Source organism: Actinoplanes sp. CA-051413, from assembly GCF_050955795.1.
Classification (GTDB): domain Bacteria; phylum Actinomycetota; class Actinomycetes; order Mycobacteriales; family Micromonosporaceae; genus Actinoplanes.
Window position 1 is genome coordinate 8941703 of record NZ_CP192100.1, and the last position, 17361, is coordinate 8959063.

Sequence of the window (17361 nt, forward strand, 5' to 3'; positions counted from 1 at the left end):
TGTCAGCTGGTCGCCGGAATCCACGGCTTCCAGGTGGCCTCGTGCTCGTTGACCCATTTCTCGCCGGCGGCTTCGGCGGTCATGCCCTGGTTGGTGATGTAGTCCGAGACCAGGTTCTGGTCGTCATTGGTCCACTTGAAATTCTTGATGAGCTGGAACGCCGGGCTGTTGGTGTCGGCGAACTTCTTGCTGACGATCTTGTCCAGGATGTAGTCCGGGTAGTCACAGGCGACCTTCTTCGGGTCGGCGTCACAACCGGCGGTGTACGCGGGCAGCTTCACCCGGGCGTACTTCTCCTTGGCGAACAGCCACTGCGGCTCGTAGAAGTAGAACAGCAGCGGCTTCTTCTGGGCCGTGGCCTGCTGGGCGGCCTTGATGATGGCGGCCTCGCTGCCGGAGTAGACGACCTTGTAGTTCAGCTTCAGATTCGCCACCAGGGCGACGTCATTGGTGACGAACGACGGGTCGCCCGCGAGGAACTGGCCCTTGTCGCCCGACTCGGAGGTCTTGAACAGATCCGCGTACTTGTTCAGATTCGCGCCGTCGGTGATGTCCGGATATTTGTCCACCATCCACTGCGGCACGTACCAGCCGATCACGCCTTTGTTGCCGGTCGGACCGAGGTCGACGGCGACCTTCTTGTCGGTGATGTAGGTCTTCTTCAGGTCGTCGTGGCCCCAGTTCTCCACGACCGCGTCGACCTCACCGGTCTCGAAGCCCTGCCAGGAGATCTCCTCCTTGAGGTTCTTCTTGTCCACGGTGTAGCCGAGCTTCTTCTCCAGCAGATGACCGAGCACCGCGGCATTCGCCTCGTAACCCACCCACGGGTTGATGGCGAGCTTGACCGTGCCCTTCGAACCGGCCGCCGGCGCGTCCGAGGATCCGGCGTCGGACTTCGCACCGCCACAACCGGCCACGGCCATGCTCAATGCCGCGGCTACCGCGGTGAGCCGGAGCAATTTCAGGTGTCTCATCAGGATTTCCTTCCGGATGGTGCTTACCGCCGGACGGCGGCAGAGGGGAGAGCAGAAACTCAGGTCGCCGGCCGGCGCAGGCGGTTGTCGTCGGCGCGCCGGCCCGCGCCCTGGGTGAGCCGGTCGAGCAGGATGCCGAGCAGCACGATCGCGAAGCCGGCGGCCAGACCCTTGCCGAAGTCCTCGCGCTGGGCGAACCCGGCGACCACGTCGTAGCCCAGGGCGCCGGCACCGACCAGGCCGCCGACGACCACCATCGCCAGGACCATCACGATGCCCTGGTTCGCGGCCAGCAGCAGGCCTCGGCGGGCCATCGGCAGTTGCACCTTCCACAGCAGCTGGCGCGGCGTCGACCCCGACGACACGGCTGCCTCGACCACCGTCGCCGGCACGTCGCGCACGCCGCGTTCGACCAGGCGCACCACCGGCGGCACCGCGTAGATCACCGCCGCCACGATGGCCGTGAACCGGCTGGCCCCGAACAGGGCCACCGCGGGTAGCAGGTAGACGAACGACGGCATGGTCTGCGCCGCGTCCAGCACAGGACGCATGACCAGGGCGAAACGGTCGTGCCGCGCGCCGAGCACGCCGAAGACGATGCCGAACGCCATCGTGGCGACGGTGGCGACCAGAACGGTGGCCAGCGTCTGCATCGCGTGCTGCCACAGACCCAGACCCACCAGCCCGGCCACGGCCACCCCGGCGATCGCGGCAGCCCGCGGGCCGCTGCTCAGTGTGCCGAAGATCAGTACGGTCACCAGGAACAGCCACCACGGCGTCGTGGTCAGGACGGTCTCGATCGGGTCGAGCAGAACGGCACTGACGACGTTCTTCAGGGCTTCGGTCGCGTCGTACCAGTGGAACTCGACCCACCGCGTCGCCTCGTTGACCGGGACGGCGAACGAGGCCCGCCAGCCGGCCGGGAACTCCGCGCCCCACGACGACATCCGGCCCAGCACCGTCACCGCCACGACCGCGACGACGGCCACCAGCGGCCCGGCCGCCCGCAGCCGGGCGGACCGGTGGTTGGTCGGTACGGCCCGCTTCGCGGCGTGGGTGGTGATCCGGTCGAGCACCACCGCGAGCACGACGATGGCCAGGCCGGCGTCGAAGGCGGCGCCCACGTTGACCCGTTCCAGGGCCTGCACGATGGTCTGCCCCAGGCCGGGCGCGTCGATCAGCGCGGTGATCACCACCATCGACAGCGCCATCATGATCGCCTGGTTGACGGCCAGCACGATGGTCGGCCGGGCCAGCGGCAGGCGGACCTTGCCCAGCAGCTGCCAACGGGTGGAGCCGAGCGCGGTCGCCGCCTCCACGGTGGACTTCGACACCTCGGTGATGCCCAGCGCGGTGATCCGGATCGCCGGCGGGATGGCGTAGATCAGGGTGGCGATGGTGGCCGCGGGCGAGCCGATCAGGAAGAGCAGCGTCATCGGGGCCAGGTAGGCGAACGTCGGCATGATCTGCATGACGTCGAGCACCGGCCGCAGCGCCGAGCCGACCGCCGGCACCCGGGCGGCGAGCACCCCGAGCGGTACGCCGATCAGCACCGCCAGCAGCACAGCGGACAGCGTCAGCACCAACGTGTCGACGCTCTCCTCCCACAGCCCCAGCACACCGAAGCTGAGGAAACCGGCAACGGCCAGCAGCGCGATCCGCCAACCGGCCACCACCGCGGCGAGCGCACCGGCGGCCGCCACCAGTCCGGCCCAGCCGAGCCCGTACAGCGCGCCGTGCACCGTGTCGACCAGCATCGAGACGCCGAGGCGCAGGTAGTTGAAGCCGTACAGGAAAAGCGGGCTGGTGTCCCGGTTGGCGTCCACCCAGTCCCGCAGCTCGCCGAAGAACCGGAACGCCCAGGCGTTGTCATCGTCGGCCGGGGCCGAGGTCCGCACGACCAGATACACGGCCGCGGTGGCCAGGGCCAGCAGCAGGACCAGCATCCGGCGGCCGGGCAGCTTCCGGCGCGGCCCGCGAGCAGCGGCGTCCGGTGCCGGGTCGGCCGCCTCGGCCGGAACCGGAACGTCCGTGACGACGGTACTCATGCCGGCACCGGCGGACGATGCCCGATCAACGCGGGCAGCAGCTGCTCGGCGTCGACGACCCCGATCCGCTCCTCGCCGTCGACGACCGGGATCGGATGCGGGGCCCGCAGCACCCGCTCGATCGTGTCGCGGATGACCGTGCCGGCCGGCAACGGCTGGTCCTCGAGCACCTCGTCCGGTGCGGCGGCCCGGGTGATCCAGCGCAGGGTCAGCACGTCGGCGCGGGGCACCTCGCGGACGAAGTCGGCCACGTAGTCGTCGGCGGGCGCACCGACCAGTTCCTCCGGGGTGCCGACCTGCACGAGGGCGCCGTCGCGCATGACCGCGATGCGGTCACCGAGACTCAGCGCCTCGGCCAGGTCGTGGGTGATGAAGACCAGCGTCTTGCCGACCTCGGCGTGCAGGCGCCGCACCTCGGCCTGCATGTCCCGGCGGATCAACGGGTCCAGCGCACTGAACGGCTCGTCGAACAGCAGCACCGCCGGGTCGGTGGCCAGCGCCCGGGCCAGGCCGACCCGCTGCTGCATGCCACCGGACAACTGGTCGGGGTACTGATTCTCGTGACCGTCGAGACCCACCAGGGTCAGGACCTCGGCGGCCCGGCGGTGCCGTTCGGCCTTGCCGACACCCTGGATCTCCAACCCGTACGCGATGTTGTCGACCACCTGCCGGTGCGGGAGCAGCCCGAAGTGCTGGAACACCATCGCGATCCCGTGCCGGCGCAGCTCGCGGAGGCGTTTAGGGCTCATCGCCCGTACCGCCTCACCGTCGATGTGCACCTCGCCGGCGGTCGGCTCGATCAGCCGGGTCAGGCACCGCACCAGCGTGGACTTGCCGCTGCCGGACAGTCCCATCACGACGAAGACCTCGCCGGGCTCGACCGCGAAGCTCACGTCCCGGACGGCGGCCAGGCAGCCGGTCTTCGCCCGCAGCTCGGCCCGGGACAGGTCCGCCAGTGGCGTGCCGACGACCTTGTCGGCCTTGGGGCCGAAGACTTTCCACAAGTGGTCGACAGCAATCGTGGGCGGCATGGCGGGCCTCGCTGTTCAACTAGAGGATTCGGCGATGAGGTCGGCGGCGCGTTCGCCGATCATCAGCACGGTCACGACCGGGTTGACCGAGGTCATGGCCGGGAAGACGGACGCGTCGGCGATCCGTACGTTGGCCAGGCCGCGCACCCGCAGCTGCGGGTCCACGACGGCGCCCGGATCGTCGGCGGCGCCCATCCGGCACGTGCCGGCCGGGTGGTAGACGGTGTGGTGCGCGGCCCGCCCGTACGCCGAGAGCTCCGCGTCGGTCTGCAGCTCCGGACCCGGCGCGATCTCCCTGGCGATCCACGACTTGAACGGCTCGGTGGCCGCCACCTGCCGGGCGATCCGCAGACCGTCAACGATGGTCTGCTCGTCGTAGCCGTCCGGGTCGGTGAAGTAGCCGAAGTCCAGCGCCGGCTTGACCTGCGGATCGGCGCTGGTCAGCCACAGCCGGCCGTGACCGCGCGGGCGCGGGATGTTGGGCGTCATCCCGAAGCCGTGCGCGGGCACGTCGTAGCCGAGCCGCTCGGTGTTGGTGGTGAACGGGATCTGGTAGAGGTGGAACATCAGGTCGGGCCGCGGATCACTCTCGTCGCGGCGGACGAAGAGACCGGCGTCGGAGTCCATGGCGGTCTCCGGCGGCACCGGCCGGGCGGCCTCCCAGAGGATCAGTGACTCGGGATGGTCCAGCAGGTGCTCACCCACCCCCGGCAGGTCCAGCGCGACCTCGATGCCGAGCGAGCTGAGCTGCTCGGCCGGCCCGATCCCGGAGAGCAGCAGGAGCCGCGGCGTGTCGATCGCACCGGCCGACAGCACGTACTCGTGGGCGGCGGTCAGCGTGCTCTCGACGCCGTCCTTGTCCCGGACCCGCACGCCGGTGACCCGGCCACCGTCGGTGTCGAGGTGATAGGCCCAGGTGTCGGTGCGGACAGTCAAATTCGGGCGATCCAGGTACGGGTGCAGGTAAGCCACCGACGAGGACGACCGCACACCCGTCTCGGGGTAATAGGCCACCGGGAAGAAGCCGGTGCCGTCGGCGAACGGCTCGGCGTTGAAATCATCGCGGACCGGCACACCCAGCGCGGTGTGGCAGGAGGCGACAAAAGCCTCGGTCAACGCGTTCCGGTCCTTGGGGGCGACCGGCTGGACCTGGATGAGCAGCCGCTTCCACAGCGGCAGCATCTCCTCGTACGACCACCCCTGCGCCCCGGCGTCGACCCAGTCCCGGAAGTCCTCGGGCGGCGGCAGGAAGCTGATCATCGTGTTGTGCGAGGAGCATCCGCCGAGCACCTTGGCCCGCGAGTGCCGGATGAAGGAGTTGCCGCGCGGCTGCTCGACCGTCGGGTAGTCGTAGTCGTACTCCGACTCCAGCAGGCTCAGCCAGTTCTTGAGCTGAAGCACCCGGTCGTCACCGACGTCCGACGGGCCACCCTCGATCAGGCACACCCGCGTCCCCGGGTCGGCCGACAGCCGTGAGGCGACGACCGCGCCGGCCGTACCGCCGCCGACAACGACCACGTCGAAATCCTGTGGTGCCGAGGTCTCCAGTGCCCTGCTCCTGCCGCTCACTCACAGTGGATCACGGATCCACCTGTATCGACGGCTGAGAAACGGCACAACCGCCGAACCGCCGCCATAGGATTGAGGGGTCGGCCCACAGTGGTCAATGCCGACGCGAGAGTTTTACCAGAGCGCAATGAGTGTTTCGGCCCTTAACATGGCGGAATCAAGCCGGTAAACATGCCCTGAGCTGGGCCTGCGTCAAGATCTGGTACCGCCCGGTAGCGGCGCCGACATCTTTCACCATGCGCGCGGCCGGCGCCGGACGGCCGCTCCACGGGGCCGGCCGCTATCGTTGAGCCAGGCCCATCCGCCGGTGTCCCGCCCCGGCCCCCCTCAGCAACAGAACCGTCCGCGTGACGCCTCTTTCAGGTGACCACCCGGTCAATCAGGCTAATCCGTTGGTGAAAAAGCGCACGAGAATGCTGCGCCGAGGCGCCTGAGTAGTGCTGGGAAAATTACCGATACGGTCCCTTGGTGCTGGCCTGGCCGCCCAGCCGAGTTGTGATCTACGGCGGCGCCTGATAGCCACAGCTTGTTCCCAGGTAGGCCACATAGCCGCAGGTGGTGGTGGGGATGGAGCGGCTCGGTCTTTCACATTGCGGTCAGCCGTTGGGATTAGTCCGGATAGCGCGAACCAGCGGTATCGCCGTCTCGGATAGGACAAACGGAAGCACTATCGCCGCGCTGCCCAGAATCGGCCATCTTTGTCGCAGCGCCGGAACGCCACTGGTTCGGCGCCACAAACAATCAACAAGTGCACCGGACGTCGACTTTCCGCGACGTTGCGGAAGTCGCACGACCAGCCGTTCCAGGAGGAACTCCCCATGCGCAAGATCACCAAGCGTTCCGCTGCCATCCTCACCGCCTCGATCGTGGGGGTCGGAGCACTCGGCGGCGTCGCGATGGCGAACGGCTGGCTGGTCGGCGGTAAGGGTTACGCCTCCGCGGCCGGCTCCACCGTCACCCCCATGCGGGCGGACATCACGCTCAGCGGTCGCATCTTCCCCGGCGCTGTCCTCAACGCCAACGCCCAGGTGGACAACCCGAACGAGTTCCCCGTCAAGCTGACCACCATCAAGAACCCGGCCATCACCGCCACCAAGGGCGGCGCCGCCAATCCCACCTGCGTGACTGACCTGGGCACAGCGGGAGCGGCGTCGGTCACGCCCACCCTGCCCACGTCGGCACCTGTCATCCCCGCGGGCGCAGAGAACGCGTCGATCGTCCTCCCGCTCACCATCAAGCAGACCTTCCCGCAGTCGTGCGCGGACACGCTGATCAACCTGACCTTCGACTTCGAAGGCACCAGCGCCGTCTAGCCCGCCAACGGCGGCGGGCGAGGCCATAGCTTCGCCCGCCGCATCCACGCCGACCCTGGGGAGTGACCGTGCATCGCTGGAAGATCGCCGTCGGAACGGCGGGCACGCTCGCCGCGTTCACCCTCGCGGCCAGCGCCGGCGTTCGAGACGCGTCCGAGAGCGAGTCCATGGTCATCACCGCGGCACACGGAGACATGCGCGGCTACGACAATCAGCAGCCTTTCGGCATCGCCATGGGCGGAAAGGCCCCCAAGGGCCTGTACCCCGGTGTGGTGAGAGAGATGAAGTTGACGCTGCGAAACCCCTACGACTTCGCCCTCAGCGTGAAGAGCCTCCGCGGGGAGGTCGTCGCCTCATCCAAGCGGAAGTGCAAGCCGGTGGCGGCGAACCTAGTCCCCCGCAGCTACACCGGAAAGCTGCCCATCGTCATCCCGCCGCGAGGCAGGTTGGACGCTAAGTCCATTCCGCTCTACATGCCGCCGGCCGCCAGTCAGGCATGCTCGGGCGCTGTCTTCACGATCCGGCTGAGCGGCACCGCAACGAAGGCGTATCGATGAAACACATGACAAAGGTGTCGCTGGTCGTCGTCACCGCCGCCGCCGTCACCTTCGGCGGCAGCGTGTACGCCTTCGCGGACTGGATCATCGACACCCCGCGCGCGGTTCTGAAGATGCGAACGGCAGCCATGCCGGCGGGGAACAGCCCGAGTGTTGCGAAGAACGGGAAGAACGCGGCGATCGATTGGGTGGGCAACAAGATCCTTGCTGGTGTGCCGGCAGAGAGTTACATAGTGACCCGCTTCGGGGCCGGCGATCCGGTGGTGGTCTGCGATCACGTCACCGCTACGACCTGTAAAGACAAGGCGGTTCCCGGCGGCACGTGGACGTGGAAGGTGCAGCCGGTCTTGAAGACCTGGATCGGCGACCACAGCCCGCCCAGCGTCGCGCTCACCTTCAGTGGGTCGCCACCCACTGCGGCGGAGCTGGTCAGCGCTACCTCGTCGGCCGCGCCCCTCGCGACCCCCGTTGCACCCACCGGCGGAACCGCACCCGGCAGTGACACCAAAGCGGTGACGTCGCCGCCGGCAGCGCCGGCCACCACTGACGAGCCACCTGCTGCTACCGCCCCTGAGCCTGAGGAGCCCGACGCTCCGCCGCCGGTTGCGGAGGAGAGCACTCCAGTCGATCCGGCCCAGTCGGTCACTCCGGCGGAAGACCAGAAGTAGTTCATGAGTTCCCGTGGCCCTCGGCGTCGTACATGGCGTCGGGGGCTACGTGCGTTTCGTGGGCCGGACACGGACGGGTTAGGCCCATTCCCCCGCGGCGATGGACGGTTGTCCCATTCCGCGGCGCCCTCCTTCTGCCGCATGGTGGACGGGCGGATATGAACAGCTTTCCGGCACCCAGCGGAGACAGTGACCGTCGGCGGTTTGCTGTGGCGCGCTTCCGGTGCTAGCGGGGCATAGTGCCTGACCTGCGCGTTTACCGATCTTTAGGTGAATCGGGAGGGCGGGCGGTTTCGCGTTCCGGCGTACCCCCTGCGGGTTAAGCCGGACAGACTCTCCTGCCCGATTTATGCGCCGGGAACGGCGGACGGATCACCGATCACGGCGCACCGGTATTTGCGGGAACGTGGTAACTGCAATTGAGGCTCTCGCACCATCGCAGGAGGATGCTCCGTATGCGCAAGCTCAGCAGACGGTTCGCCGCCGCTCCGGTCGCCGCTGTTCGCAGGTTCGGCGCCGGCGAGGTGGCGCCGTGATCCGTGATGAGCTGACCAGGCGCGAGGTTTTTCACCGGCGCGAGGACGACGTCCGGCCGCCGGACGTGGTCCCGGTGAGAAGCTCCGCTGTCGAGGAAATGCGGGCTGTCGAGGAAATGCGGGCCTTCGATGACGAGCCCACCGGTGACGTGGTCGCCGCCGCCCGGCCGCAGGGGTTCCTGAGCCGGCTCGACGCGCGTACCCGGTCGATCCTCACCGCCGCCGCGGTTGCCGCCGTGCTGGTCAACGCCGGCGCGGTCTGGGCCTACTGGCAGATCACCGGCTCCGGGACGGGCCGGGCGAACGCCGGTGCGGTTGTCGAGCTCAACCTGCGCGGCCGGTCCGATCTGAACAAGCCGCTCACCCCGGGCAGCACCGGCAACCTGACGGTGACGCTGACCAACGACAACGACTTCCCGATCCGGATCACCTCGGTCTCGCCCGCCCCCGGCACGATCATGGCGGACGACGAGCACCGGGAGAACGGCTGCGTCAACCACGGCGTCACGGTCGCGCAGGACGCGTTCAAGGTGCGGTGGGACGTCACGCGTAACAACGTCGCCGCGTTCACCGTGCCGGGTGGGCTGGCGATGGCCGCGACGTCCGACCCGGCCTGCGCGGGTGCCGTCTTCACGGTCCCGGTGCTGGTCGGCGGCGTCGCGGGAGTCAGCTGAGCGCTGTGACCGTACGCGTAGCACTGTTGTAGGTCCGGGCCTGCACGAAGCGTCCCCGGGCGACCGGCAGGTCGCGCAGCTCGGCCGCGTAGCGGGAATGGTCCTTGGCCCGCAGGGCCAGGCTCACGTGCGGCGTCCAGGCGCCCGGCGCGTGTTGCGGATTACGCTCCGTGCCCGTCAGCGCCCGCCACACCTCGGCCTGGAGGTCACGCAACGCGTCGGTTGCCGCCACCCGCCAGACCACCGCGCGTTCGAAGAAGATCAGGCCGTCGAGCACCGCCTCGACCGGCAGCCCGGCGAGCGCGGTCGTGACCTCGGGTGTCAGCCGGTCGGCCGCGGCCAGCGTCAGGTGCGGCCGGTTGGTGGGGTGCCGGTGGGTGGCCAGGCTGGGCAGACCCGCTGCGTGCAGGCGCTGCCAGACCGAACGGACCTGGCCGTCGAGGGCGGGATCCAGGGTGAGCTCGACCGTGTGCATCACGCCACGGTGTCACGGCGGCGGCGGCGATCAACCCGCCGCCTCCGCCGCACCTGATGACACCCGGGCCGAGGCCCGGTCGGCGCGCCGCCGGTAACAGAGCGTGGGCAGGCGGTACGCCGGAGTGAAATAATAGCGCCGATCTGCAACTTGCACTACGCCCGCAGCCGGTCCACGTTGCGCAGCGTGCGTGGGGCTCCCGGGTGCCGCTCGATCAGCGGGACCGGGGGCAGTGGTGGCAGGGAGCTACCGGTGACCGAGTCGTAGAGGTGCGCGCGGGCGCGTTCGATCGCCACGTCGGTGAGCTGCTCGTCGCGGGACGCCTTGCCGATGCCCTCGGCCATCACCCGTGAGGTGGCCTCCGCGTACCGGCGCATGTCCTTGAGGCCCTGCTCGTAGCCGATCGCCGCCTCGTGCTCGTGGCCGCGGGCCTGGCGGGCCTCCTCGCGCTCGTACGCGTTGCCGTGCGAGACGAACTTGAGCCCCACCGCCGCGCAGTCCAGGGCCACCAGCAGCAACGCGATGCCCAGGTAGAACACGCCGATGCCCCAGAAGTCGCTGGTCACGAGGTACCACATCGCCTTGGTGCGGGCCCCGAAGCCGGCGTCGGCCCGGATCGCCGCCGCGTTGACCGTACGCTGCTCGGCGATCTTGGCCGTGAGATCGGCCTGTTCCGCGGCGCGCGCGGTCCGGGCGGCCTTCTGGGTGTCCTGCAGCCGCGCGGCCTGCGCGTCCAGCCGGGCGGCCTGGTCGTCCAGCCCGCGCGAACGCTTGACCAGCGTGTCGCAATAGCCGCCCACCGGGCAGCCAGCCTTGCGGGAGACGCCGTCGCCCTCGGAGTCGGCGATGGCCTGCTGGTAGAGCTTGCGGGCGTCGCGGCGCTTCTCCGCGGCCCGGGTGTTCAGCGCCTGCACCGCCTGGTCCTCGGCGACCGTCTGCTTCTTCAGCTCCTGCAACCGGGCGTCGTACGCGGCGATCGCCCCGCCGACCTCGATCACGCTGATCTGCTGGTTGTGCACGTCGTTGAGCCGGTTGTCGATCTCGCCCTGGTAGCGCGCCAGCATCAGCGGCTCCGTGATGATCACCGCGAACAGCAGCGCCAGCGTGATCCGGCCGGCGTACAGGCCGAAGGTCGGGCGGCGCAGCAGGTCCTTGGGGTCGGGCGAGTCCAGGCGCTCGTAGTTGATCGCCACCCGGCCGACCACCGCCCGGTCGTACGCCACCACCCCGGTCGCCACCAGCGGCCCGACCAGCCACTGCCACCAGGGATGGGTGTAGTTCGCGCTGGCGTCGACGAAGGCGGCACCGCCCACGGTCGCGTACACGAAGTACAGCACGATGAACACGCCGATCGAGCTGTACAGCACCCGGTCGGAATGGGTCGTCACGCTGTCCGGGTTCACGTTGGCGATCCGGAGCAGCAAGCGACGACGCATAGAGCCGAGTCTCGCCGATCACAGTGGCGCGCGGGCCGAAACGGGTGGATCGCGGCGGGCCGGGGGTAAACCTGGTAGTACGCAACGGCCGACCCTCCCGAGGAGCAGCATGGCTTCCGCAGTACCAGACATCACTCTCAACGACGGCCGTACCATTCCCCAGCTGGGCTTCGGCGTCTTCCAGGTGCCGCAGGCCGAGACCCAGGCGGCGGTCGAGACCGCCATCGAGATCGGCTACCGGCACATCGACACTGCCCAGATGTACGGCAACGAGCACGGCGTCGGCGCGGCCATCGCCGCGTCCGGGCTGAGCCGCGACGAGTTCTTCGTGACCAGCAAGCTCAACAACGGCGCGCACCTGCCGGACGACGCCCGGCGCGAGTTCGACGCCACGCTCAAGGCGCTGGGCAGCGACTACGTCGACCTCTTCCTGATCCACTGGCCGCTGCCGGGCCGCTACGACGGCGACTTCAGCCAGACGTGGCGCACGCTGGAGGAGTTCTACCGCGACGGGCGGGCCCGCTCGATCGGCGTCTCCAATTTCACCCAGCACCACCTGGGCCGGCTGTTCGCCGAGACCACGGTGCGGCCGGCGGTGAACCAGATCGAGATCCACCCGTACCTGAACAACGACGCGTTGCGCGCCTTCAACACCGACCACGAGATCGCCAACGAGGCGTACTCGCCGATCGCCCAGGGCGCGGTGCTCGACGACCCGGCGATCGTGGCCATCGCCAACGAGGCCGGCAAGACCCCGGCCCAGGTGGTGCTGCGCTGGCACATCCAGCGTGGGGACATCATCTTCCCGAAGTCGAACACCGCCGAGCGGGTCCGGGAGAACTTCGAGATCTTCGACTTCGAGCTCGACGGCGGCGCGATGGGCACCATCACGGCGCTCGACCGCGGCGAGCGCGGCCGCACCGGCGCCAACCCCGACACCATGAACTGGGTGCCGGAAAGCTAGGACCGGACCTGGGCCGGGCGGGTCCGGCCCAGGCCGTGGGCCCAGATGCCCAGACCCAGGAGCGGCAGGAGTACGCCGAGAGCGCAGACGCCGGTCCACCCGTACGCGCCGTAGAGCACGCCGGTGACCGCCGACGAGATCGCGCCCCCGACGAAGATCGTGCTGACGAAAACGGTGTTGAGCCGGGCACGGGCGTCTGCGCGCAACGCGTAGACCTCGTGCTGGCTCAGCACCTGGTGGCACTGCACGGCGAAGTCCAGCAGCACGGCGGCGGTCGCGAGCAGCACGACACTGCGCTGCCCGGCCAGTGCGAGCGCGAAGGACAGGGCGGCGAGCAGCAGGGCGGCGCCGCTCGCGCTGCGGCCGTACCCCCGGTCGGCGAGCCGGCCCGCGATCGGGGCCGCCGCCGCGCCACCCGCGCCGACCAGCGCGAAGACCGCGATCTGCCCCTGGCCGAAGCCGTGCTCGGCGATGAGCTGGTAGGCGATCGCGGTCCAGAAGGCGCTGAACGCCCCGAACATCGTCGCCTGGCAGAGCGCCCGCCGCCGCAGCACCGGCTCGTGCCGGATCAGCCCACCGAGGCTGCCCAGCAGCGACCGGTAGCCGGCCGGATGATCGGGGCGGCGCAGCGGCAGCACCCGGCGGAGCACGAGGGCGAGCCCGAGCATCAGGACCGCCGAGATGACGTAGATGGCGCGCCAGCCCCACAGCTCCGCGACCAGGCTGGCCACCGTGCGGGCGAGCAGGATGCCGAGCAGCAGACCGCTCATCACCTGGCCGACCACCTTGCCGCGGTCCTCGGGCGGAGCGAGGTGAGTGGCCAGCGGCACCAGCACCTGAGCGACCACCGAGGTGACGCCGACCAGCACCGACACAACCAGGAACACGGCGAAGACCGGCGAGAACGCGGCGAGCAGCAGGGCCGCCGCAGTGCCGAGCAAGGTGCGGCTGGCCAGCGTCCGGTTTTCCAGCAGGTCGCCCAGTGGCAGCACGAACAGCAGGCCGAGCGCGTAACCCGCCTGGGTCAACGTGACGACGACCGCCGCCGCGCTGCGGCTGACCCCGAACGACGTCGCGATCAGGTCGAGCAGCGGCTGCGAGTAGTACAGGTTGGCGACGGTCAGCCCGCAGGCGGCCGCCAGCACCACCGTGACGGCCCGGCTGAGCCGCGGCGACGCCGCGGTGTGAATCGTCATGCTCCGGCGGCTACTTCAGGGCGGTGGGCTCGGTGATCGTCACTCGGACGAGCACCGACGCGTGCACGGTCTGCACCTGCGGGTCGACCTCGAGCGCCAGGTCGGCCTCCGGAGCCCCACCGAACGCGGCCATCCGCATCATCGGCTGCCCACCCCCGCCGGCGTTCTCATCGGCGATCTCGACCAGCCGATCCACCTGCGCGCCGACCGCCTCGGCATACTCCCGGGCGCGACCGAGCGCGTCGGCGATGGCCGCCCGGCGCACCTCCGCTCCCGCCCGGCTGCCCGGCCGAAGCTGCCACCAGGGCCCGGACAACGACGTCTGATCCCGGTCAGCCAGGCGCAACAGCAGCTCGCCGAGCACAGTGAAGTCGGTCACCGTCACGGTCGTGGTGACGCTCCCGGTGTACGCCGAGATGCGCTCGCCGCCGCGTTTGAGCTCAGGGTGGACCTGCACGCCGGAGGTCTCGCGCCGCTCGATCGCGTCGGGGAAATCGTCGAGGTGGGTGCGCAGCTCGGCGGCCCGCTCGGTGAGCCGGGTCAGCGCGGTCTGCCGGTCCTTGTCCCGCGCGGAGACGGTCACGGAGAAGATCGCCAGCTCGGGCGGAACCTCCCGGGTCGCTTCACCACGGACGACGATCATCGGTTGCTCGGCCATGCCCCGACGCTACCCGCCGGGTCCGACAACCCGGCCGAATGCGAGCCTCCACTTGGCCTTGGCCCCCGGACCTCACCGCCGAACCGGCCCTCGGACCCGGACCTGACCCTGGCCGGCCGGTCGCTACCCGGCAGCCCGACGGGATCGGGCAAACACAGCAACGCCCGCCCCGACCGCGCCCAGAAGCAGCACCACCCCCGCAGCCACGAACACGAGCGGCGGGATACCACTGTCCTCATCGGCCGGTGCAGCGTCCGGGACCACCACGGGAGCCGCGGCCACCGGCGGCGTGCTGGCCGAAGCCCCAGGCTGCGGGGCCGTCAACGCAGCCAGCAGATCGAGCTGCCCAGCCCCGTAGTAGTCGTCCCGGCCCTTGTCCCCCCGGTCGATCGCCGTCGCGGTGAGCCGCTGCACGACGTCCGCGGCCGAAAGGTCCGGATACTTCGCCCGGATCAGCGCCGCCGCACCGGCAACGATCGCGGCCGCGCCGCTGCTACCCGTGCCGGTCACGTACTTGTCGTCGGGGGCGGGCGCCGGGATGTCAACACCAGGGGCCACCAGGTCGACCTGCGGCCCGTGGTTGGAGAACTTCGCCACCTTGTTCGCGCGGTCCACCGCGCCGACCGTGAGCACCTGCGGGTACGCGCCCGGGAACTCCACCTCGTTGCCCTTGTCGCCGCTGTTGCCGGACGTGCCGACCAGCACCACGTCAGCCGCCGCTGCCTCGCTCACCGCGGCCCGCAGGCTCTCGCCGTCGGGGATCCCGAAGGCCATGACGATGACCTTGGCGCCGTGGTCGGCGGCCCAGCGGATGCCCTGCCCGACGAAGAACGTGTCGTTGGCCGGGGCGATCGGCATGATCTTCGCCCGCGGCGCAATGCCCAGTACGCCATCGTCGCCGCCGTGCCCGCGTCCGGCGATGATGCCGGCCATCCCGGTGCCGTGCCCGTTGGTGTCCAGGTCGCCCACCGGCTTGTTCTGCACGACCTGCCGGCCGGGCAGCACGGCACCGCCCAGGTCCTGGTGGGTGCCGTCCACCCCGCTGTCGAGCACTGCGACGACCACGCCGTCGCCCTTGCTGATCCGCTGGGCCTGCGCGACCTTGAGCGGCGCGAAGAACCACTGCTTGTCCCGGGCCGGGTCGGCCGTGGCCGGGACCGCCGAGCCGGACACGACCGCCAGAGCGGTGAGACCGGCCAGGAAGCCCTGCACGGTACGGCCACCTGCCAGGGTCACCCGTGCCGTCCGATGACGTTCGGGCCCGGGTCGTGCCGCGCGGTGTCGGAGCCCGGTGCGATCACCGGGTCCACGCCTTCAGCCACGCCCCAGGGGTTGTCCGGGTCGAACGGCGGCTGCTCGCCGTCGCCCGCCCGACGACCGCCGCGGGCACCGCCCGGCATTCCTGGCATGCCACCCGCCCCGGTCGCACGGGCCGTGCCGACGGGCTCGTCCGGCAGCCAGGACGGTCGGGGCGGCCGCACCGGCTCGGCCCCACGCCGCTGGCCGGGAGCACGTCCGGCCACGCCTCGGGCAGCACCGCCCGGTCCACCGACCCCGCCCAGGCCCGCACTGCCTCGCCTAGCACCGCCGACACCGCCCAAGCCCGCGCCGCCCAGACCCGCGCCGCCTCGCCCAGCACCGCCGCCGGGGCCCCGGCCCTCGCCGGCCACCGTCTCGCCGATGACCGCACCCGAGGGCAGCGCCTGCCGCCCAGCAGCTCCCGGACGGGCACCCGGTCGAGCTCCCCGGCCAATTCCACCCGGGCCGAGACCGCCGGCGCCCAGTCCACCGGCGCCCAGTCCACCGGTGCCCCCGCCGGCGCCCCCGCCGGCGCCGGTGGCACGCACGCCGGGCTCGATGCCGCCCACACCCGTGCCGCCGACACCCGTACGGCCCACACCCGTACCGCGCACGCCGGCCGGGGCACGGCCCGGCGATCCACCCGTGCCCAACGGCCCCGCGCCGCCAACACCTGGACCGACGACCGGACCGACCGGCGGCACGAGGCCCGGGCCGCTGCCGCCAGGCGGAAGCCCTCCAGGCGTACTCACCGGTCCCGGATTGACCACCGGCGGGTTGATGACCTCCGCGAGCCCAGGACCGTTACCACCGCCGGCCGATCCCTCCGGGACGATCGGATCGTGACCGGGCAGCGGCGGCACCGGATCATGCGGCACCGGGACGCTCACCCCGCCACCACCACCACCACGTCCTCCGGACGATCCGGTCGCTCCCACGGCGCCCGACGAGCCGCTGCCCGAGCGGTCGTCGTCCGGCAGCGTCTCCCGCTCATAGCGCGGATCGATCGGATCCAGCACGTACGGGTCCGGAACGCGCAGCCGGCCCACGTTGTCCTGCACAACCTGCTCAGCCGTGATCATGTGGGACTGGGCCTGCTTGTCCAGCTCCTCCTCGGCGTTGTCCCACCACGCCGGAACCAGGTCGTCGCTCTTCTGCTTGTACTGCTCCCAGAGCGGCTCGATGTTCCGCTTCGCCTGGCGCAGGGCCTCCAGGATGTTCGCCAGCCCGGTGGCCGTGTCGTCGGCCTCGGTCTTGGCCGCGTCCATCCGGCCGATCAGCTTGTCGACCTCGGCCACGAACGCCGCCGCCGAGTTGTTCTGCTCCGGCGGCCAGGCGGTCACCAGTGCCTCGCGGGCCTTGAGCAGCAGCGCCCGCTGGTCCTTCATGGCACCCGAGATCTCGCCCCAGGCGGACACCTGGCGCCAGGCCTCCGGGTCGTCCTCGTCCTTGACCATCGCCCACAGCCGAGGCGTGTTGTACGACCCCCAGGCCGTGCACCAGCTGCTGGTCAGCACCGGCTCGGTCACAGGGCCACCGCCTTGCCGTTCGGGTAGCGCGGATGGGCGGCCTGCTCGGCGGCGATGCGGGCGCGGCGGGCCTCCTCGGCGGCGCTGAACAGGGCCTGCTCGACGCGCTTGGTGCCCTCGGCCGAACGGGCGTCGGTGGCGTCGAACTCGGCGGCCACCTTCTCCGCCGCGGCGGCGAGCAGGCGGGCGGCGGCCAGGAAGTTGCTGAGGTTCTCGGTGGACGCGCTCAGGCTGCGGGCGTACCGCTCCTTGGCGGCGTGGACGCCGCCGCCGGCGTTCTGCGCGCCGAACGGCACGCTGTCGAGCGGGAGGGTCGCCCGGCCCACCGCCGGCTCGGTGATGTTGTCGACATCCGCCCGTACGTCGGTGGCGAACTTGGTGAGCCCGCCCGTCTCCACATTGATGCCAGGATCGCCCACGACGCCTCCCCGTAG

16 protein-coding genes are annotated in these 17361 nt (G+C 70.4%); 5 read left to right on the forward strand and 11 right to left on the reverse strand.

All coding sequences use genetic code 11. The annotated features are described in order from the left end of the window. Nucleotides 1-2 precede the first annotated feature (2 nt). The 4 genes from ACQP2Y_RS42195 to ACQP2Y_RS42210 form a co-directional block, all read right to left on the reverse strand. The gene (locus tag ACQP2Y_RS42195; RefSeq protein WP_433721921.1) at nucleotides 3-974 is read right to left on the reverse strand and encodes an ABC transporter substrate-binding protein; all 972 of its coding nucleotides are present in this window, start codon (nucleotides 972-974) and stop codon (nucleotides 3-5) included. A 59-nt stretch (nucleotides 975-1033) separates the two neighbouring features. Then, nucleotides 1034-2920, reverse strand: a complete 1887-nt coding sequence (locus ACQP2Y_RS42200) for an ABC transporter permease (RefSeq protein WP_433732301.1) — start codon at nucleotides 2918-2920, stop codon at nucleotides 1034-1036. Between the two features lie 98 nt (nucleotides 2921-3018). After that, on the reverse strand, nucleotides 3019-4053 hold the full coding sequence (locus tag ACQP2Y_RS42205) for a quaternary amine ABC transporter ATP-binding protein (RefSeq protein WP_433721923.1): 1035 nt from the start codon (nucleotides 4051-4053) through the stop codon (nucleotides 3019-3021). A 15-nt stretch (nucleotides 4054-4068) separates the two neighbouring features. Next, on the reverse strand, nucleotides 4069-5571 hold the full coding sequence (locus tag ACQP2Y_RS42210) for a GMC family oxidoreductase (RefSeq protein WP_433721925.1): 1503 nt from the start codon (nucleotides 5569-5571) through the stop codon (nucleotides 4069-4071). A gap of 869 nt (nucleotides 5572-6440) precedes the next feature. Here ACQP2Y_RS42210 and ACQP2Y_RS42215 point away from each other — a divergent pair. The 4 genes from ACQP2Y_RS42215 to ACQP2Y_RS42230 all read left to right on the forward strand — a co-directional run bounded on the left by ACQP2Y_RS42215 (nucleotide 6441) and on the right by ACQP2Y_RS42230 (nucleotide 9370). Continuing rightward, on the forward strand, nucleotides 6441-6935 hold the full coding sequence (locus tag ACQP2Y_RS42215) for a hypothetical protein (protein ID WP_433721927.1): 495 nt from the start codon (nucleotides 6441-6443) through the stop codon (nucleotides 6933-6935). A gap of 68 nt (nucleotides 6936-7003) precedes the next feature. After that, complete coding sequence (locus ACQP2Y_RS42220; RefSeq protein WP_433721929.1) at nucleotides 7004-7492, forward strand: hypothetical protein; 489 nt, start codon at nucleotides 7004-7006, stop codon at nucleotides 7490-7492. After that, on the forward strand, nucleotides 7489-8160 hold the full coding sequence (locus ACQP2Y_RS42225; protein WP_433721931.1) for a hypothetical protein: 672 nt from the start codon (nucleotides 7489-7491) through the stop codon (nucleotides 8158-8160). The genes ACQP2Y_RS42220 and ACQP2Y_RS42225 overlap by 4 nt, the downstream gene beginning before the upstream one ends. Nucleotides 8161-8692: 532 nt before the next feature. Then, nucleotides 8693-9370 (forward strand): hypothetical protein, encoded by a 678-nt coding sequence (locus tag ACQP2Y_RS42230; protein WP_433721933.1) that lies wholly within the window; start codon nucleotides 8693-8695, stop codon nucleotides 9368-9370. On the opposite strand, the gene ACQP2Y_RS42235 is transcribed toward ACQP2Y_RS42230, so the two are convergent. After that, nucleotides 9363-9845, reverse strand: a complete 483-nt coding sequence (locus tag ACQP2Y_RS42235; protein ID WP_433721935.1) for a 2'-5' RNA ligase family protein — start codon at nucleotides 9843-9845, stop codon at nucleotides 9363-9365. The genes ACQP2Y_RS42230 and ACQP2Y_RS42235 overlap by 8 nt on opposite strands. A 155-nt stretch (nucleotides 9846-10000) precedes the next feature. After that, on the reverse strand, nucleotides 10001-11281 hold the full coding sequence (locus ACQP2Y_RS42240; protein ID WP_433721937.1) for a DUF4407 domain-containing protein: 1281 nt from the start codon (nucleotides 11279-11281) through the stop codon (nucleotides 10001-10003). Nucleotides 11282-11390: 109 nt separating this feature from the next. Here ACQP2Y_RS42240 and ACQP2Y_RS42245 point away from each other — a divergent pair, with 109 nt between their 5' ends. Further along, nucleotides 11391-12245 carry an aldo/keto reductase gene (locus tag ACQP2Y_RS42245; protein ID WP_433721939.1) on the forward strand — a complete coding sequence of 285 codons (855 nt, stop codon included), beginning with the start codon at nucleotides 11391-11393 and terminating at the stop codon, nucleotides 12243-12245. On the opposite strand, the gene ACQP2Y_RS42250 is transcribed toward ACQP2Y_RS42245, so the two are convergent. The 5 genes from ACQP2Y_RS42250 to ACQP2Y_RS42270 all read right to left on the reverse strand — a co-directional run bounded on the left by ACQP2Y_RS42250 (nucleotide 12242) and on the right by ACQP2Y_RS42270 (nucleotide 17346). Then, on the reverse strand, nucleotides 12242-13441 hold the full coding sequence (locus tag ACQP2Y_RS42250; protein ID WP_433721941.1) for an MFS transporter: 1200 nt from the start codon (nucleotides 13439-13441) through the stop codon (nucleotides 12242-12244). The two genes, ACQP2Y_RS42245 and ACQP2Y_RS42250, sit on opposite strands and share 4 nt — an antisense overlap. A gap of 10 nt (nucleotides 13442-13451) precedes the next feature. Then, on the reverse strand, nucleotides 13452-14099 hold the full coding sequence (locus ACQP2Y_RS42255; protein WP_433721943.1) for an SIMPL domain-containing protein: 648 nt from the start codon (nucleotides 14097-14099) through the stop codon (nucleotides 13452-13454). Nucleotides 14100-14222: 123 nt separating this feature from the next. Beyond that, entirely contained in the window at nucleotides 14223-15335 is a 1113-nt protein-coding gene (locus ACQP2Y_RS42260) for a S8 family serine peptidase (protein ID WP_433721945.1), read from the reverse strand. Then, on the reverse strand, nucleotides 15332-16927 hold the full coding sequence (locus ACQP2Y_RS42265; protein WP_433721947.1) for a hypothetical protein: 1596 nt from the start codon (nucleotides 16925-16927) through the stop codon (nucleotides 15332-15334). Before ACQP2Y_RS42265 ends, ACQP2Y_RS42260 begins: the two co-directional genes overlap by 4 nt. Next, the gene (locus tag ACQP2Y_RS42270) at nucleotides 16924-17346 is read right to left on the reverse strand and encodes a hypothetical protein (RefSeq protein ID WP_433721949.1); all 423 of its coding nucleotides are present in this window, start codon (nucleotides 17344-17346) and stop codon (nucleotides 16924-16926) included. The genes ACQP2Y_RS42265 and ACQP2Y_RS42270 overlap by 4 nt, the downstream gene beginning before the upstream one ends. Between the last annotated feature and the right edge of the window lie 15 nt (nucleotides 17347-17361).

What these genes read in the sequence shown, in the direction of transcription:
- ACQP2Y_RS42240 (WP_433721937.1), bottom strand. Translation starts at nt 11,281, where the DNA reads ATGCGTCGTCGCTTGCTGCTCCGGATCGCCAACGTGAACCCGGACAGC.
- ACQP2Y_RS42225 (WP_433721931.1), top strand. Translation starts at nt 7,489, where the DNA reads ATGAAACACATGACAAAGGTGTCGCTGGTCGTCGTCACCGCCGCCGCC.
- ACQP2Y_RS42250 (WP_433721941.1), bottom strand. Translation starts at nt 13,441, where the DNA reads ATGACGATTCACACCGCGGCGTCGCCGCGGCTCAGCCGGGCCGTCACG.
- ACQP2Y_RS42200 (WP_433732301.1), bottom strand. Translation starts at nt 2,920, where the DNA reads ATGCTGGTCCTGCTGCTGGCCCTGGCCACCGCGGCCGTGTATCTGGTC.
- ACQP2Y_RS42235 (WP_433721935.1), bottom strand. Translation starts at nt 9,845, where the DNA reads ATGCACACGGTCGAGCTCACCCTGGATCCCGCCCTCGACGGCCAGGTC.
- ACQP2Y_RS42215 (WP_433721927.1), top strand. Translation starts at nt 6,441, where the DNA reads ATGCGCAAGATCACCAAGCGTTCCGCTGCCATCCTCACCGCCTCGATC.
- ACQP2Y_RS42195 (WP_433721921.1), bottom strand. Translation starts at nt 974, where the DNA reads ATGAGACACCTGAAATTGCTCCGGCTCACCGCGGTAGCCGCGGCATTG.
- ACQP2Y_RS42255 (WP_433721943.1), bottom strand. Translation starts at nt 14,099, where the DNA reads ATGGCCGAGCAACCGATGATCGTCGTCCGTGGTGAAGCGACCCGGGAG.
- ACQP2Y_RS42205 (WP_433721923.1), bottom strand. Translation starts at nt 4,053, where the DNA reads ATGCCGCCCACGATTGCTGTCGACCACTTGTGGAAAGTCTTCGGCCCC.
- ACQP2Y_RS42245 (WP_433721939.1), top strand. Translation starts at nt 11,391, where the DNA reads ATGGCTTCCGCAGTACCAGACATCACTCTCAACGACGGCCGTACCATT.